The following is a 16,766-nucleotide window of genomic DNA, read 5'->3' on the forward strand; positions in this document are numbered from 1 at the left end:
AGAAGAAGTGGTGTTTCAGAGGATTGGCCGCCCCGGGACCGTCCGCGCCGATGCGTGTCCGGTGCTCCCTGCCGAGCGACTAGAGAACACTACCCCTGTCGGAGGCCGTGGGCAAATCCCAGTGCCCGATGATCCGGGTGCATGCCTCGCGGCCGACCTTGACGCACTCGCCGTTCGGGTGATCGTTGGACACGATCCAGTGGCGGGCGGCTTCGGGGGCCCGGCCGTTCTCGGCGTGGCGGCGCATGAGTCGGGTGTCCCGTACGTGGTCGGCGGCATCCACGTACCAGAGTTCGCTCAGCAGCATGCGGACCTCGGACCAGGGGGCGTCGGCGTTGGCGAGGTAGTTGCCCTCGGTCACGACCAGTCGGGTGTGCGGTCGGATCACGTGCCGAGCGGCGACCGGTTCGTCGAGTGTCCGGTCGAAGTCAGGGGCGTAGATGTCGCGGAAGCGCTCGGCGAGGACTCGGCGCAGTAGGGCTACGTACCCTCCGGCGTCGAAGGTGGGCGGGGATCCCTTGCGGTCGCGCAGGCCGAGGCGTTCGAGTTGGGCATTGGAGAGGTGGAAGCCGTCGAGCGGGAGGTAGGCCGCTGTCTCGGCGCCCTCCCGGCGGTTGATCTCGTCGACCAGGTAGCGGGCCAGTGTCGACTTTCCGGCGCCGGGCGGGCCGGCCAAGCCGAGGATGGTGCGGCCGACGGCGCGGGTGCGACCGTGCAGCAGGTGGAGGGCCGATGCGACCAGTTCCGCGCGGCCGTTGAGCGGAGACGGTCCGATGGGCGACTGTCCCGTGTCTTCGGACGCCACACGGCGGGGCTCCGCAGTATCTGGAACAGAGCTGATCAGAGCGGAGACGTCGGGTGGGGTACTGCTGCCGCTGTCGCCGTCCACGTGCATGGTCGCACCCTACTCATCACTCATCAGCGTTGGCGCTGGGAACCCGAGTCATCGGTGTTGTTGCTGAGCACCGGAGTCTCCAGTGTCAGCGTGCCCGCGTCGGCATCCAATCGGGCGGCGACGCCGAGCGGCACGGTGAGGCTGCTGGGGCCGTGGCCGAAGCCGAGTTCCCAGAGGACCGGTACGCCGAGCGGACCGAGCCGATCGAGCATGAGCTCGCGTACCTGGTCGAGCGGACCGCAGCCTTCCCAGGAACCGAGCGCGATGCCCGCCACGCCGTCCAGGGCACCGGAGCGGACCAGCTGGGTGAGGACGCGGTCCAGCCGGTACAGGTGTTCGTTGACGTCCTCCAGGAGAAGGATCGTTCCTGCGAAGGACGGGCGGGCGGTCGGGGCACCCCGGTCCGCAGCGAGGGTGGAGGCGCAGCCGCCGGCCGTGAGACCACGGGCCCGACCGGGCACCAGCGCTTCAACGGTGGGCGACGTGAGCCGCAGGGTGTCCGCGGGGTGGAAGAGGGTGCGGCGCAGGTGCTCCGCCGTCGGACCGTCGGCGATGAAGGCTGCGCCCGAGGCCATCGGCCCGTACAACGTCGGGATGCCGAGGCGCCATGAGATGGTCTCGTGCAGGACGGTGATGTCGCTGAAGCCCACCAGTGCCTTCGGAGGCGCACTGCGGAGCGCCTCCCAGTCGAGAAGGTCGACCATCCGCTGCACGCCGAATCCGCCTCTGGCGCAGATGACGGCGGCGATGGTGGGGTCGAGCCAGGCGCGCTGGAAGTCCGCGGCACGGGCGGCGTCCGTGCCGGCCAGGTGGCGGATGGTCGGATGGGTGTCCTGGAGGTGTTCGGCGGGCACGACCTCGAGGCCCCAGCTGCGAAGGATCTCGGTGCCGGCGGAGAGCCGGTCGGGTTCGAGCGGGCCGCTCGGAGCGACCAGTGCGACCCGGTCCCCGGGTACCAGGCGGCGCGGCCGTCGGTCCGGGGTGGGAGGCTGGAACCGAACCATGGGCGAGGTCCTCTCTCGGGGAGGCGGCGTATGGCGTTCAGCCACCAACCGTATGCCCGCTCGGACGGTTCCTGATCACCCGTCTGGTCCCGGTCTCTCGTCGGCAGAGCAACTCGTGGACAGACGAGGCCCGGTCATGTCGACGGCAGAGTCTTTCGTGGACGGAAACGGCCCAGCCGGGTCGTCCGCGGAGCATGTCGTCGACAGAGACAGTCCGGAACAGAAGCGCTCCCCTGCCGAGTCTTCCACTCTCGGACTGACCGGTCGTCGGACCTGCATGCCGACAGCCGCGCACCCGTACCGTCCGGCGCGGTGGTCCGGCGCGGTGGTCCGGCCCGGCCGCCAGGCGACGGCCGAGCCGGAGCGAGCGCCGACATGAGAACCGGCGCGAGGACCGCTGTGCCGAGGCGGAGCCTTCAGCGCATGCCCATGACCTGCCGGACCTCGGCCAGCGTGGTGTCGGCGCAGGCGTTGGCTCGTTCGTTCCCGGCGCGGAGGACGGCACGCAGGTGGGCCCGGTCGGCCGCGAACTCGGCTCGGCGGGCGCGGATCGGGCGGAAGCACTCGTTGACCGCCTCGGTGACGCGCCGCTTCAGCGCGGCCGAGCCGCCGTCACCGATCTCCTCGGCGATCTTCTGCGGCTCGCCGCCCTCGCACAGGGCCGCGAGCAGGAGCAGGCTGGACACCTCGGGGCGCTGCTCGGGGTCGTAGCCGATCCGCCGTTCGGTGTCGGTCTTGGCGCCCCGGATCAGGCGCGCGGTGTGGTCCTCGTCCATCCCGAGGGCGATGGCGTTGCCCCGGCTCTTGCTCATCTTTCCGCCGTCGGTGCCCAGTAGCAGCGGGGCGTCGGAGAGCAGGGCCTCGGGTTCGGTGAAGACTGCGGCGCCGTACCGCTCGTTGAAGCGGCGGGCGATGGTCCGCGCGGTCTCCAGGTGCGGCAGCTGGTCCCGACCGACCGGGACCAGGTTCCCTTTGCAGGAGAGGATGTCTGCGGCCTGGTGCACGGGATAGGTGAGCATCAGTCCGCTGACCGAGTTCTGCCGGGAGTGCACGATCTCGTCCTTGACCGTGGGGTTCCGCTGGAGTTCCGCGACGCTGACCAGGCTGAGGAAGGGGAGCATCAGCTGGTTGAGGGCGGGCACGGCGCTGTGGGTGAAGATCGTGGCGCGTTCGGGGTCGATGCCTGCCGCCAGGTAGTCGAGGACGAGCTCCTCGGCGCGTTCGGCGGGTCGGTCGGCGGTGTCGCGGTCGGTGAGTACCTGGTAGTCGGGGATGACCACGAACAGTTCGACACCGAGCCGCTGCAGCCGCACCCGGTTCTGCAGGGTGCCGAAGTAGTGGCCGAGGTGGAGCGGTCCGGTGGGACGGTCCCCGGTGAGGATGCGGTAGCGGCTGGGGTCCTGCTGGACCTGGGCGGTGCTGGTCTGCACTGCTGGTTCTCCTTCGGGCGGGCCGACGGCGGGTTGCCGGTGGCTGGCGGTACGTCGGCACGACTGCGCCGCCTGCCGGCGGCGGTGTGCCGGTGGGGCACGTCCGTCGGTGCGGCCCGCGAGGGAGACAGAGCAACAGGGCCGCCCGTACGGACGGCCCTGTGGTCATGCATGAGTGGGAGCCGCCCTAGGACGGCCACCAGCTCAGGCACGGAAGATGCTTCATGGCTGCGAGGTTAGCGCTTCGCCGCCAGTGGCCGCCAAGGCCTTTCCGGGCTGCCGGTCGCCGGTCAGACTTCGAACGATCACTGCCGGGGTTCCTCGCGCGGGCATCGCTCCGGAAGAGCTCGGCAGCCATGACCTGACCGGCCGTCCGCCCGGTCGGTAACGGCTTGTCAGTCTTCCGATTCCCCTTGGCTGGCCATGCGCTGGTACGGCAGGATCATCCGACCAGCTTTCGGAGGGCCCGTACTGATGACCTCGCTCGACCAGTCCGCATCCGACGACTCCCCGGACCGGTCCAGAACGCCAGACCGCGACGTAGCGGACGCCGAGGCCACCACGGCGGCCTGGCTCCTCGCCGGCCTGGCGAGCAGACTCCGCACGGCGTACGAGCAGGGCGCCGACATCCGGCTGCTTGCGGAGGCCTGCCGGCAACCCGAGTCGGAGGTGCGGCGACTACTGGAATTCGCCGGGGCCAGGACCGGCCTGCGGCCGGGCGGACTTCCGCTCACCCGAACGGCGGGTCGCGCCGCCGGTCCGACGGCGCCCTTCCCGGAGTGGCAGGAGTTCCGGCGGATCCGCCGGCCGACGCCCTCCCGCCGACTGAGCCGGCTGCACCCGCGCGGTGAGCCGGCGCCCGAACCCGAGCCGGCACCGGAACCCGCGCCGACGATGCCCGATCAGGAACCCGCAGGCGGATCGCGCCATCCGGCGGAAGATGCACCCGCATCGGCCGAAGCGCCGACGCACATGCAGCCGCACGATCACACGGCCGCCCCGCTGGGGGTCCTGATCGGCGCCTCCCCCGCTTACGCGGAACCGCCGAGCGCCCCGAGCTCCTCGGCCCCGCGCCGGGTACCGGTCGACCTGGTGCGGATGAGCCGGGGCACCAGCCTGGTCGTACTGCCCTCCTGGCGCACCGCCATCGCGGTGTCGGTACCGACCGAACAACTGCTCGCGGAGACCGGGCTGGCCTTCGAGGACCTGACCGGCGCCCGGCTCACCGTGCTGATGAACCCGGACGCGCTGCACGACCGCGAGCTGGACCTGCGCGCCTGGCAGACGGAACGCGGGCCGGCGGCCACCGGGGGATGACGTCCGTCAGCACCCGGCGTTCGGCACGTACCCGAGGTGCACCGGGGCCGGCGGCTGCGCGGCGGCACCGGCCGCCGGCTGCGCCAGGCTCTCCCTGAGCGCCGAGAGCAGTGCGGGCAGTTGCGGTGGCCAGAGCGCCTCGGCCCGTTCGTCCGCCAGATCGGCCGGGCTCCACCAGCGCCAACCCAGGATCCGGTCCACCGCGTGCGCCGCGCTGACATCGCCCAGCGGGCCGCGCCGGGGTCCGCTGGTGAAGTAGATGTGCTCGTGCTGACGGACCGGGGTGCCGTGCCAGGTGAAGTCGTGTTCCCAGGTGCAGAGCAGCGGGCCGGGCGCGAGATCCGTCCAGCCCGTCTCCTCCCACAGTTCGCGACGCGCTCCCTCGGCCGGCGACTCGCCGGGTTCGATCCCGCCGCCCGGCATGGTCCAGTGCACGCCCACCTCGACGTTGTCGGATCTCAGTAGGAAGACCGCGCCGTCGGATGCCAGTACCGCGGTTCGCGCTGCTCGCCTCGGAGTTCGCATCGAATCACCCTCGCAGGGACCGCTGTCGTTGTCGAGCAGGATCAGCGCCCTGCCCTCGGCGGTTGGCGGGAAACCCGGGCTCCTCGGGCGGCACCGCGGTTCTACGCTGTGCCCATGCCCGCACCTCTGATCCTCCTGCCCTCCGATCCGTTGACACCGCGTCGACCGGACCCGCACTTCGTGTGGGAGGCCCAGCTCATCCGCGAGTTGGGTGGAGAGTACGCACTCATCGACCATGATGCGCTGGTCTCCGGGGACGCCGTCGCGGCGGTCCGCCGGGTGCCGGAGGGGCACGGACCGCTCTGGTACCGGGGCTGGATGGTGCCCGTACCGGCCTACACCGCGCTCGCCACCGCCCTCACGGCACGCGGCTGTTCGCTGCTGACCCCGCCTGCCGCGTACGCCGACGCCCACGAACTGCCTGGCTGGTACTCGGTCTTCGAGGGTGCGACACCGCCGAGCGCCTGGATTCCCGGCGGCGAACCGGACTTCTCGGCACTCGCGGACGCCGCACGGCGGATCGGCGGGCGGGGTCCGGCCGTCGTCAAGGACTACGTCAAGTCCCGTAAGCACGAGTGGCACGATGCCTGTTACGTACCGGAGCTGGCCGATCTGGACGCGCTGGGCCGGGTGGTGTCCCGGTTCGTGGAACTGCAGGGCGAGTTCCTGACCGGCGGCGTGGTGCTGCGCCGGTACGAGGAGTTCGTGCGGGACGCGGACGGGCGTGCCGTCGAGGCCCGGGTCTGGTGGGTCGACGGCGAACCGGTCCTGGTCGGCCCGCACCCCGACTGCCCCCAGGCCAGGGTTGACCCGGATCTCTCCGAAACCCAGCCGCTGGTGCGCGCGTTGGGCTGCCGCTTCATCACCACCGACCTGGCCCAGCGGGCGGACGGGCCCGGCTGGCGGGTGGTCGAGGTCGGCGACGGCCAAGTCAGCGGCCTGCCGCACGGGATCGACGCCGCCCCGCTGCTGAGCTCGCTCCTCGCCGCGTGAACAGTCGGGCGGGGTAACAGAGGTGAGCAGCGGGGCGGCGTCGATGCCGTCAGCCTGCTGCGGGGATCGCCGCAGCAGGCTGCTCCCGGTCGAGCTCTCCGTCCGCGATGAAGGCGCGCCACAGCCCGGCGTACGCGCCGTCCCGGCGCAGCAGTTCCTCGTGCGTCCCGTCCTCGACCACCCGGCCGCGGTCCAGTACCACGATCCGGTCGGCGCGCTGAGCGGTTGTCAGGCGGTGGGCGATGACCAGGGTGGTCCGCCCGCCGGCCAGCCGGTCCGCCGCGTTGTTGACCGCCGCTTCGGTGGCCAGGTCGAGCGCGGCGGTGGCCTCGTCCAGCAGCAGGATGTCGGGGGCGACCAGTTCGGCGCGGGCGAGCGCGATCAGCTGGCGCTGCCCGGCGGATAGGTTCCGGCCCCGGGCGGTGACCTCGTGGTCGTAGCCGCCCGACAGTCCGATGATCATCTCGTGTGCGCCGACCGCCCGGGCGGCGGCCTCGACCTCCGCGTCGGTGGCGGTGGTCCGGCCGTACGCGATGGCCTGCCGCACCGTCCCGGCGAACAGGTACGCCTCCTGCGGGACGACGCCGAGCCGCTGCCGGTACTGAGTGAGGTCGTACCGGGTGATGTCGGTGCCGTCGATCCGGACGGTGCCACCGGTCGCGTCGTAGAACCGGGCGACCAGCTTGACCAGGGTGGACTTCCCGGCGCCGGTCTCACCGACCAGGGCGACGGTCTGCCCGGCCGGGATGTGCAGGTCGACGGCCGACAGGACGTCCGGGTTGCCGTCGCCGCCGCCGTTGTAGGCGAAGCCGACGTTCTCGAACCGGATCTCGCCGCGCAGCTCCGCCACCCGCACGGGATCGTCCGCGTCGGGCGTACTGGTCGGTGTCCGCAGCAGTTCGCGGATCCGGTCGAGGCCGACGGACGCCTGCTGGTATCCGTCGAAGATCTGCGAGAGCTGGTTGACCGGCGCGAAGAAGAGGTCGATGTACAGCAGGTACGCGACCAACGCGCCGATGGTCAGCGTCCCCGAGTCCACCCGTGAGGCGCCGGCGATCAGCACCAGGGCGGCCGCCGCGCTGGACAGGAACTGCACGAACGGGAAGTACAGCGAGATGTACAGCTGCGCCTTGACCCGGGCGTCGCGGTATTCGAGGCCGCGCGCCACGAACCGGGTGGCGTTGGTCTCCTGCCGGCGGAACGCCTGGACGATCCGCATGCCGGCCACGTTCTCCTGGAGGTCGGCGTTGACCGTACTGATCAGGTCCCGGGAGATCTGGTACTGGACGGTCGACTTGCGGCGGAACACCACGGTCGCGATCACCAGTAGCGGGAGCACCGTGAAGACGACCAGCGCCAGGCCGGCGTCGATGAACAGCAGCGCGACCAGGATCCCGAAGAAGGTCAGCACGCTGACCACGGCGGTGACCACACCGGTCTGCAGGAACGACGATATGGAGTCCACATCGGTGGTCATCCGCGTCATGATCCGGCCGGAGAGCTCGCGCTCGTAGTAGTCCAGGCCGAGCCGGTTGAGATGGGCGAAGATCTTGAGCCGCAGGGTGTAGAGCACGCGCTCCCCGGTCCGTCCGCTGACCCTGGTCTCCGTGCTCTGGACCAGCCAGTCGAGCAGCACGATCGTGAGGGCTGCCAGCGCGGCGGCTGCCACCCCGGACATCGCGGCCTTGCTGACACCGTCGTCGATACCGTGCCGGATCAGGACCGGGAGCGCGAGTCCGGCCGCGGTGTCCAGGGCGACCAGCAGGAGGGCGAGCGCCAACTGGCGGCGGAAGGGCTTCAGCAGGCGGACGAGGCTGAAGTCCGGGTCGCTCGCTTCGGCCTCGGAGACCGGGATGTCCGGGGTGTCCGTGGCCGGCGGGAGCGCGGCCACCTTGGTGAGCAGGTCCGCCCTGTCCTGGTCCGCCGGGGCGGACGGCCCGGACCGGCCGGCCCTGGGGCGCCCGGCCCCGATGTGCCGCTCGCCTCCCTCGGGGTGCTCGACGCCGTTGACCCGCTTGACTCCGTTGACCCGCTCGATCGCGCTGACCTGCTTGGCTCCGTTGACGCGCTCGGCCCCGTTGACCTGCTCGGCCCCGTTGACCTGCTCGGCCGGCCCACCGGAACGGATGGCGGTGGGCGCCGGGGTGCGGTGGCCGGACCCGGTGGGGGCCTCGGCGTCCGGATCGGTGATCAGCGCGCGGTACAGCGGACATCGCTGTTCGAGTTCCTCGTGGGTGCCGACGTCCATCAGGCGGCCGTGGTCGAGCACGGCGATCCGGTCGGCCAGGTGCAGGGTGGACCTGCGGTGGGCGATGAGGAGGGTGGTCCGGCCCGCCATCACCCCGCTGAGCGCCTCATGGATCTCCGCCTCGATCTGCGGGTCCACCGCGGAGGTGGCATCGTCCAGCAGCAGTACCCGCGGGTTGCTCAGGATGGCCCGGGCGAGGGCGATCCGCTGACGCTGACCGCCGGAAAGGGTGAGCCCCTGCTCGCCGACCTTGGTGTCGTAGCCCCCGGGCAGCTCGCGGATGAAGCCGTCGGCCCGGGCGGCCACGGCGGCCGCCTCGATCTGAGCATCGGTCGCGTCCGGCCGACCGTACGCGATGTTGGTCCGGACGCTCTCGGAGAACAGGAAGCTGTCCTCGGGGACGATCCCGACGGTGGCCCGCACCGAGTCGAGCGTGAGCTCGCGCAGATCGTGGCCGTACAGCCGGACGGCGCCTGCGGTCGGGTCGTAGAACCTCGGTACGAGCTGCGCGACGGTCGACTTGCCCGAGCCGGAGGCACCGACCAGTGCCAGCGTCTCACCCTCGGCGAGTTCCAGGCTCAGCTGCTTGAGCACGAGCTCGCCGTGCGGCGAGCCGTTCGGTCCGCTGTCCCGGGAGTCGCCCTGCGAGGTGGCTGGCGCGCCGTCCCGTGCGGCGTCCGGTGCATCCTCTTGCACGTCGTCCCGTACGGCACCGAAGCTGAAGTCCACCTGGTCGAACTGGAGCGCGGGGGCTCCCGGGACGGCGCGGACCACCGGCCGGTCCGACGCCTCGGGCCGGTCCGCACCGGGCAGGACTCCGGGCAGGACGAGGTCGGCCGCGTCCGTGTGCTCCCTCACCACGGGCTGCTGGTCCACCAACTGGAACACTCGCTCCACACCGGCACGGGCCTGCTGGCCGACGGTGATCAGCATGGTGAGCATCCGGACCGGACCGGTCATCTGCGCCAGGTAGGCGGAGAAGGCCACGAAGGTGCCCAGCGAGACCTGGCCCCGCACCGCGAGCCAGCCGCCGAGGGCGAGCACGGCGACCTGCCCGAGCGCGGGCACCGCCTGCATCGCCGGGGTGTAGCGGCTGGTGAGCCGGATCGAGCGGAGGCGAGCGCCGTACAGGCTGCGCGAGGCCTGCTCCAGCTTCCCGCGTTCCTGCGCCTCCTGGCCGAAGCCCTTGACCACCCGGACGCCGCCGACGGCCCCGTCCACGACGCCCGCGACGGCCGCCGCCTCCTGCTGCGCCGCCCAGGTGGCGGGGAAGAGCCGCTTGCGGCTGAACGTCGCGATCCACCAGAGGACCGGACCCATCACCAGTGCGACCAGGGTGAGCGGCGGGGAGAGCCAGAACATCACCAGGATCGACATGCCGAACATCAGGAAGTTGCCGGTCATCATCGGCAGCATCGACAGCAGGCCGTTGATCAACTGGAGGTCGGAGGTCGCCCGGCCCACCACCTGGCCGATGTCGAGCGAGTCCTGTCGGGTGCCGTCCAGCCTGCTGAGCGAGCGGAAGAGGTCCGCCCGCAGGTCGTGCTGGACGTCCACGGCGAGCTGGCCGCCGCAGTAGCGGCGGACCTGGGTGCAGAGGAAGACGAGGACGGCAGCCAGCAGCAGCACGCCCGCCCACGGCGCGAGCGGACGGGTGTGGGCCGTGATGACGTCATCGATGATCAGCTTGGTGATCAGCGGTACGACGGCCGTGACGGCCATGCCCACCAGCGAGGCTCCGAAGGAGAGCAGCACGTTCCGTCGGTAGCGCCAGCAGTAGTGCGCGAGCCTGGTGAGCCAGCCGGGCTCGGCCGCTTGCCGCCGGGCCGGCTCGGGACGGGGGTGGTTGCCGCTCGCCGAACGGGTGGATGCCGAGCCTGTACCGGACAGGTCTCGGTCCGCCCTGCCACCTGGCGAAAGCTCCGCTGTGGATCCGTGAGTCTCAGGCATATTTAGGGATACTAACCATTCGGTCGAGCGGGAGTCCATCGGGTTTCCGACGGGAGCCCGACGGAAGCCCGACGGGCGTGCAGTGACTCGAACAGCGCGCGGCTCGAGCTGCTTCCCGCCTCCCACCAGACTGGACGAACCGACGGTCGCGCGACACCGGTCGGGCGGTCTCCACGGGGACCGCCATTGGTCCTAGGCCTGCTGCAGGGCGGGCGCCGCACCGCGCACCCGGCCGGGTTGCCCGGATCCCGGCCGGTTCGCCGCGGACGGGGCGGCAGTCGGCCCGATCAGCCGATTACCCCGGCCGGCCCGGCCGACACCGCATCCGGAACCCGCCGATCAGTCGAGCGCATCCGGCGGCGGCCGGACCGATCGGCCGAATGTCCGGGTCAGCCGGTCACATCTGCCGCGCCGCCGGCCGCGGCCGCGAAGGCGCCCAGGGCCAGGCTGTGCAGCAGCGCCGCCATACCGTCCCGGCTCAGGCCGGACCGCTCCCCCTGCGCCAACTGCGGTCCTGCGCTGTGGGGGGTCGAGTTGAGCAGGCCGAAGACCGCGTGCACCGCCGCCCGGGCTGTCTGCTCGGCGCCGTCCTCGGCCAGCGCGGGGAACGCCTGGCGGACGACGTCCACCCAGAGCTCGACATAGCCCCGCTGGAGGCGCCGCACGCGCCGCCGGTCCTCCTCCTTCAGATGGAGCAGTTCCCGGTCGTGCAGGATGATCAGGTCCCGGTCGTCCAGCGCGAAGTCCACATGGCCGCCGATCAGGGCATCGAGCGCGCCGAGGGCGTCCGGCGCGTCACCCGCCCGCCGGCGGCCCTCCTCCAGCAACCGCTCGCTGATGCCGACCAGAAGGTCGGCGAGCATGGCGTCCTTGCCGGAGAAGTGCCGGTACAGGCCCGGGCCGCTGATGCCCACCGCCTTGCCGATCTCATCGACACCGACACCGAGGAACCCGCGCGCCGCGAAGAGGCGCGCGGCCTCCTTCCGGATCTGGTCGCGGCGTGAGAGCGCGGAGGGAACCTGGGCGTTCAGCATGCCGCCCATCGTAGACAGTCGAGTTATCGACGGTTAACCTGGCGACAGGAGTTAACGCTCATTAACAGGGCGGCGGACCCTCCTGTCCGCGTGCCCACCTGGCTCCGAGGGCAAGGGAGCTCTTGGGATGGTCTTCTCAACCGTCGGCCCGGCCGCAGCCCGATCCGCAGGCGCGGCCCCGGGACTCTTCACCGGCGCAGGCACGGGTCCGTTCGAGCCGGTCGCCTCGCCCGCGGCCGCTGCTCCCGCCCCCCGGCTGGAGAGCTCGGTGGACACCGGCTCGGCGGCGTTCCGCACGAACACCGCCGCACACCAGGCCCTGGTGGCCGAACTGCGGGAGAAACTGGGGGCCGCCGCCCTCGGCGGCGGGGCCAAGGCCCGCGCCCGGCACACCTCCCGGGGCAAGCTGCTGCCGCGGGACCGGGTGGACACCCTGCTCGATCCGGGTTCCCCCTTCCTGGAACTGTGCCCGCTCGCGGCCGACGGGCTGTACGACGGTGCCGCGCCGGCGGCGGGCGTGATCGCCGGGATCGGGCGGGTGGCCGGTCGCGAGGTGGTGGTGGTCGCCAACGACGCCACCGTCAAGGGCGGCACCTACTACCCGATGACGGTCAAGAAGCACCTCCGGGCCCAGGAGGTCGCCCTGGAGAACCGGCTGCCGTGCATCTACCTGGTGGACTCCGGCGGGGCCTTCCTCCCGATGCAGGACGAGGTCTTCCCGGACCGCGACCACTTCGGGCGGATCTTCTACAACCAGGCGCGCCTCTCCGCCGCCGGGATCCCGCAGATCGCGGCGGTGCTCGGCTCGTGCACCGCGGGCGGCGCGTACGTCCCGGCGATGAGCGACCAGGCGGTGATCGTCCGCAATCAGGGCACCATCTTCCTGGGCGGGCCGCCGCTGGTGAAGGCCGCGACCGGCGAGGTCGTCACCGCCGAGGAGCTGGGCGGCGGCGAACTGCACTCCCGCACCTCGGGCGTCACCGACCACCTGGCCGAGGACGACGCCCACGCCCTCTCCATCGTCCGGACCATCGTGTCCGAACTCGGTGCCCGGCCCGCCAAGCCCTGGCCTCTGGCCCCGGCCGAGCCGCCGGCGCTGGACCCGACGAGCCTGTACGGCGCGGTGCCGGTCGACCCCCGTACCCCGTACGACGTCCGCGAGGTGATCGCCCGGATCGTGGACGGCAGCCGCTTCGCCGAGTTCAAGGCGGAGTACGGCGCCACCCTGGTCACCGGCTTCGCCCGGATCCACGGTCACCCGGTCGGGATCGTCGCCAACAACGGCGTGCTCTTCGCCGAGTCGGCCCTCAAGGGCGCCCACTTCATCGAGTTGTGCGACCAGCGCGGCATCCCCCTCCTCTTCCTGCAGAACATCACCGGTTTCATGGTCGGGCGGCAGTACGAGGCTGGCGGCATCGCCAAGCACGGCGCCAAGATGGTCACGGCCGTCGCCTGCACCCGGGTGCCGAAGCTGACCGTGGTGATCGGCGGCTCGTACGGTGCGGGCAACTACTCGATGTGCGGCCGGGCTTACTCACCTCGCTTCCTGTGGATGTGGCCCGGGGCGAAGATCTCGGTCATGGGCGGCGAACAGGCGGCCTCGGTACTGGCCACCGTGCGCCGCGACCAGTTGGAGGCACAGGGCGAGGACTGGCCCGCCGAGGCCGAGGAGGAGTTCAAGCGGCCCGTCCGGGAGCAGTACGAGCGGCAGGGCAACGCCTACTACTCGACGGCCCGCCTCTGGGACGACGGCGTGATCGACCCCATGGACACCCGTACCGTGCTCGGCCTCGCCCTCACCGCCTGCGCCAACGCCCCGCTCGCCGACCCCCGTCCATACGGTGTCTTCCGCATGTGACCTCCCCGTGACGCGACCTGCCCCGTGCGGCCTGCCGCATCCGAGCAGGCACGAACCAGCAGCCGCACTGTCAGCCGGCGGCCCGGCGACGACCGCCCAATCGTCCGCCGGGCCTGCCCCCGGTGCCGACGCCCGGCCCCATCCCACGGTTCCCCTCGACCCGGAGGAACGCCTCCCATGTTCGACACAGTTCTGGTTGCCAACCGAGGCGAGATCGCGGTACGGGTGATCCGTACCCTCCGGAAGCTCGGTGTCCGCTCGGTCGCCGTCTTCAGCGACGCCGACGCCGACGCGCCGCACGTCCGCGAGGCCGATGTCGCCGTCCGGCTCGGGCCGGCCGGGCACAGCGACAGTTCGGCCATCGAGACCTACCTGCGGACCGACCAGATCCTGGCCGCCGCCCGCCGCGCCGGCGCCCAGGCCGTCCACCCCGGGTACGGCTTCCTGGCCGAGAACCCGGCCTTCGCCCGAGCCTGCGCCGAGGCCAGTCTGGTCTTCGTCGGCCCGCCGCCCACCGCGGTGGAGCTGATGGGCGACAAGATCAACGCCAAGGAGGCCGTCCGCGCCGCCGGGGTGCCCGTCGTCCCCGGCAGCCAGGGCGGCAACCCGACCGACGCCGAACTCACCGCAGCCGCAGCGGAGATCGGCTACCCGGTACTGCTCAAGCCCTCGGCCGGCGGAGGCGGAAAGGGCATGCGCCTGGTCCGCGACCCGGACGACCTGCCCGCCGAACTGGCCGCCGCCCGACGGGTCGCCCGGACCGCCTTCGGCGACGACACCCTGCTACTCGAACGCTGGGTGGACCGGCCGAGGCACATCGAGGTACAGGTCCTGGCCGACACCCACGGCCGAACCATTCACCTCGGTGAGCGCGAGTGCAGTCTGCAGCGCCGCCACCAGAAACTGATCGAAGAGGCACCCTCCGTTCTGCTGAACCCGGAAACCCGGGCGGCCATGGGAGCGGCCGCCGTCCGGGCCGCCGAGGCCTGCGGCTACACCGGCGCCGGCACCGTGGAATTCATCGTGCCGGGCGTGGACCCCGACGGGCCGGCCCCCGACGGCGTCCTCGACTTCTTCTTCATGGAGATGAACACCCGTCTCCAGGTGGAACACCCCGTCACCGAACTGGCCATCGCCATCGGCGCCGACGCCGGACAGCCCGAGCGACTCGACCTGGTGGAGTGGCAACTCCGCGTCGCCGCGGGCGAATCCCTGACCTTCGACCAGAACGACATCTCCTTCCTGGGCCACGCGATCGAGGCCCGCATCTGCGCCGAGGACCCAGACCGCGACTTCCTGCCCACCGGTGGGCGGATCCTGCTGCTGGACGAGCCGCACGGCCCCGGTATCCGCGTCGACTCCGGCATCGGCCCCGGCACCGAGGTCGGCAGCCGGTACGACCCCATGCTGGCCAAGGTCATCGCCTACGGCCCCGACCGCCCGACCGCGCTGCGCCGCCTCCGCGCCGCGCTCGCCGAGACCCGGATCCTCGGAGTGACCACCAACACGGGCTACCTGCGGCGGCTGCTCGGCCACCCCGATGTCGCAGCCGGAAGGCTCGACACCGGCCTGGTCGAACGGACCGCAGAGCAGCACCCCGAACTGCTCGCCTCCCCGTACGCCGCCCACCCGGCCGTCGGCGGACCGTCGGAGACGGCACACATCGACAGTTCCGCTGGTGCGCCCCCTTCCGCCACGGGCGGCGCTTCCGCCGCCCCCGTCGGCGCCTCCCCCGTCGAGACGCTCTACTACGCCGCCGCCCTCAGCCGGCATCTGGACCTGGTGCCCGCCGTCGCCTCCGACGGCTGGACCGACCCGTTCTCCGTCCCCTCCGGCTGGCGCCTGGGTGGCGAGCCCGCCTGGACCACGCACCGGCTCCGGCTCCCGGGGCACGAGCCCGTCTCCGTTCTCGTCCGCCCAGTGGCCGACCGCAACGTATCGGACACCACTGACAAATCCCCGGACACCACCTCCGACCTGTACGTCCGCCTCGGTGAGGGCCCGACCAGGCGCGCCCGCGCGGCCAGGACCAACAACCGGCTGCACCTCACCGTGGACGGCTTGCAGAGCACCTTCACACACGCCACTGACACCGGCCCCGGCAACGTTGCCGGCCCGGTCACCTGGCTGGGCATCGACGGCGACGCCTGGCCGCTCCACCCCTACGACCCGGTCGCCGACCGGACCTCGGCGGCCGCCGCCCACCACGGCGCGCTCACCGCACCGATGCCGGGCACCGTGACGGTGGTCAAGGTCACCGTCGGTGAACAGGTCCGGCGCGGCCAGCCGCTGCTGGTCCTGGAGGCCATGAAGATGGAACACGTGATCGCCGCACCGCACGACGGCACGGTCAGCGAGCTGCGCGCCACCGCCGGAACCACGGTCGCCATGGAGGAGTTGCTGGCCGTGGTCGCGCCTTCCGACGAGGACTCCACCGAGGTGACACCATGACCTCCGCCCCGATTCCGGCCGCGACCGCGGCTGCGACGCCGTCCGAGGCCCGAGAGCCCGACACCATCGACCTCGGCCTGCCGCAAGCCGTGAAGGACCCTTCGCTGCCCGCCGAGGTGCGCATCCACGAGGTCGGTCCGCGCGACGGGCTGCAGAACGAGAAGTCGCTCGTGCCGGTCGAGGTCAAGGCCGAGTTCATCGAGCGACTCGCCGCCGCAGGGCTGCGGACCGTCGAGGCGACCAGCTTCGTCCACCCCAAGTGGGTACCGCAGCTGGCCGACGCCGAGGAACTGATGCCCAGGCTGACCGGACTCGCGGAGCGCCACCCGGGCCTGCGGCTGCCGGTCCTGGTGCCGAACGAGCGCGGCCTCGACCGCGCCCTCGCCCACCACGCCACCGACATCGCGGTCTTCGCCAGCGCCACCGAGACCTTCGCGCGGCGCAACCTCAACCGGTCGGCCGACGAAGCCCTGGAGATGTTCCGGCCGGTCATCGGCCGGGCCGCCGAGGCGGGCGTCCCGACCCGGGGCTACCTCTCGATGTGCTTCGGCGACCCGTGGGAGGGACCGGTCCCGCAGTCGCAGGTGATCGACTTCGGTCTGCGCCTGCTCGATCTCGGCTGCACCGAGCTGAGCCTCGGCGACACCATCGGCGTGGCCACCCCCGGTCAGGTCACCGAACTGCTCGCCGGCTTCGCGCGGGCCGGGGTGCCCGTCGAGCGGATCGCCGTCCACTTCCACGACACGTACGGCCAGGCGCTGGCCAACACCCTGGCCGCGCTGCGCAGCGGGGTCACCGTCGTGGACGCCTCCGCCGGCGGTCTCGGGGGCTGCCCCTACGCCAAGAGCGCGACCGGCAACCTCGCCACCGAGGACCTGGTCTGGATGCTGCACGGGCTCGGCATCGAGACCGGAGTCGATCTGCGCGCCCTGGTCGCGGCCAGCGCCTGGATGGCGCGGCAGCTCGGCCGTCCGAGCCCGTCCCGTGCCGTCCAGGCCCTGTACCACCGACCGGCCTGACCGTTCCGGTCCGTCCCGGGCCACCGGCCCCTCCCGGGCTCC

At 71.9% G+C, this 16,766-nt stretch carries 11 protein-coding genes; 5 read left to right on the forward strand and 6 right to left on the reverse strand.

What is annotated here, in order from left to right; translation table 11 throughout:
* Positions 1-79: 79 nt before the first annotated feature.
* The 3 genes from ABD369_RS11370 to trpS form a co-directional block, all read right to left on the reverse strand.
* The gene (locus ABD369_RS11370) at positions 80-805 is read right to left on the reverse strand and encodes a nucleoside/nucleotide kinase family protein (protein ID WP_344636194.1); all 726 of its coding nucleotides are present in this window, start codon (positions 803-805) and stop codon (positions 80-82) included.
* 113 nt (positions 806-918) lie between these two features.
* Positions 919-1,899 carry a S66 peptidase family protein gene (locus tag ABD369_RS11375; protein ID WP_344636195.1) on the reverse strand — a complete coding sequence of 327 codons (981 nt, stop codon included), beginning with the start codon at positions 1,897-1,899 and terminating at the stop codon, positions 919-921.
* Between the two features lie 416 nt (positions 1,900-2,315).
* The gene (gene trpS, locus ABD369_RS11380; RefSeq protein ID WP_344636196.1) at positions 2,316-3,329 is read right to left on the reverse strand and encodes a tryptophan--tRNA ligase; all 1,014 of its coding nucleotides are present in this window, start codon (positions 3,327-3,329) and stop codon (positions 2,316-2,318) included.
* 474 nt (positions 3,330-3,803) lie between these two features.
* Between trpS and ABD369_RS11385 the strand changes: the two genes are divergently transcribed.
* Positions 3,804-4,646: a hypothetical protein gene (locus tag ABD369_RS11385; protein WP_344636197.1), complete on the forward strand. Its 843-nt coding sequence runs from the start codon at positions 3,804-3,806 to the stop codon at positions 4,644-4,646.
* Positions 4,647-4,652: 6 nt separating this feature from the next.
* On the opposite strand, the gene ABD369_RS11390 is transcribed toward ABD369_RS11385, so the two are convergent.
* Positions 4,653-5,171, reverse strand: coding sequence for an NUDIX hydrolase (locus tag ABD369_RS11390; RefSeq protein WP_344636198.1), 519 nt, complete (start codon positions 5,169-5,171; stop codon positions 4,653-4,655).
* A gap of 114 nt (positions 5,172-5,285) precedes the next feature.
* Between ABD369_RS11390 and ABD369_RS11395 the strand changes: the two genes are divergently transcribed.
* Positions 5,286-6,164: an ATP-grasp domain-containing protein gene (locus ABD369_RS11395; RefSeq protein WP_344636199.1), complete on the forward strand. Its 879-nt coding sequence runs from the start codon at positions 5,286-5,288 to the stop codon at positions 6,162-6,164.
* Between the two features lie 49 nt (positions 6,165-6,213).
* On the opposite strand, the gene ABD369_RS11400 is transcribed toward ABD369_RS11395, so the two are convergent.
* The gene (locus tag ABD369_RS11400) at positions 6,214-10,362 is read right to left on the reverse strand and encodes an ABC transporter ATP-binding protein (protein ID WP_425557587.1); all 4,149 of its coding nucleotides are present in this window, start codon (positions 10,360-10,362) and stop codon (positions 6,214-6,216) included.
* A gap of 389 nt (positions 10,363-10,751) precedes the next feature.
* Complete coding sequence (locus ABD369_RS11405) at positions 10,752-11,396, reverse strand: SACE_7040 family transcriptional regulator (protein WP_344636200.1); 645 nt, start codon at positions 11,394-11,396, stop codon at positions 10,752-10,754.
* Positions 11,397-11,523: 127 nt separating this feature from the next.
* Between ABD369_RS11405 and ABD369_RS11410 the strand changes: the two genes are divergently transcribed.
* The 3 genes from ABD369_RS11410 to ABD369_RS11420 all read left to right on the forward strand — a co-directional run bounded on the left by ABD369_RS11410 (position 11,524) and on the right by ABD369_RS11420 (position 16,724).
* Positions 11,524-13,254 carry a carboxyl transferase domain-containing protein gene (locus ABD369_RS11410; RefSeq protein WP_344636201.1) on the forward strand — a complete coding sequence of 577 codons (1,731 nt, stop codon included), beginning with the start codon at positions 11,524-11,526 and terminating at the stop codon, positions 13,252-13,254.
* Positions 13,255-13,431: 177 nt separating this feature from the next.
* Entirely contained in the window at positions 13,432-15,705 is a 2,274-nt protein-coding gene (locus ABD369_RS11415; protein WP_344636202.1) for an acetyl/propionyl/methylcrotonyl-CoA carboxylase subunit alpha, read from the forward strand.
* The gene (locus ABD369_RS11420; protein WP_344636203.1) at positions 15,702-16,724 is read left to right on the forward strand and encodes a hydroxymethylglutaryl-CoA lyase; all 1,023 of its coding nucleotides are present in this window, start codon (positions 15,702-15,704) and stop codon (positions 16,722-16,724) included. The genes ABD369_RS11415 and ABD369_RS11420 overlap by 4 nt, the downstream gene beginning before the upstream one ends.
* Positions 16,725-16,766: the final 42 nt, after the last annotated feature.

The sequence above is a fragment of the Kitasatospora cystarginea genome (assembly GCF_039533515.1).
GTDB classification, from domain to species: domain Bacteria; phylum Actinomycetota; class Actinomycetes; order Streptomycetales; family Streptomycetaceae; genus Kitasatospora; species Kitasatospora cystarginea.

Bases quoted from the DNA above. Each gene is read 5' to 3' on its own strand.
- ABD369_RS11375 (WP_344636195.1), bottom strand. From the start codon at position 1,899: ATGGTTCGGTTCCAGCCTCCCACCCCGGACCGACGGCCGCGCCGCCTG.
- ABD369_RS11385 (WP_344636197.1), top strand. From the start codon at position 3,804: ATGACCTCGCTCGACCAGTCCGCATCCGACGACTCCCCGGACCGGTCC.
- ABD369_RS11390 (WP_344636198.1), bottom strand. From the start codon at position 5,171: ATGCGAACTCCGAGGCGAGCAGCGCGAACCGCGGTACTGGCATCCGAC.
- ABD369_RS11395 (WP_344636199.1), top strand. From the start codon at position 5,286: ATGCCCGCACCTCTGATCCTCCTGCCCTCCGATCCGTTGACACCGCGT.
- ABD369_RS11400 (WP_425557587.1), bottom strand. From the start codon at position 10,362: ATGCCTGAGACTCACGGATCCACAGCGGAGCTTTCGCCAGGTGGCAGG.
- ABD369_RS11405 (WP_344636200.1), bottom strand. From the start codon at position 11,396: ATGCTGAACGCCCAGGTTCCCTCCGCGCTCTCACGCCGCGACCAGATC.
- ABD369_RS11410 (WP_344636201.1), top strand. From the start codon at position 11,524: ATGGTCTTCTCAACCGTCGGCCCGGCCGCAGCCCGATCCGCAGGCGCG.
- ABD369_RS11415 (WP_344636202.1), top strand. From the start codon at position 13,432: ATGTTCGACACAGTTCTGGTTGCCAACCGAGGCGAGATCGCGGTACGG.
- ABD369_RS11420 (WP_344636203.1), top strand. From the start codon at position 15,702: ATGACCTCCGCCCCGATTCCGGCCGCGACCGCGGCTGCGACGCCGTCC.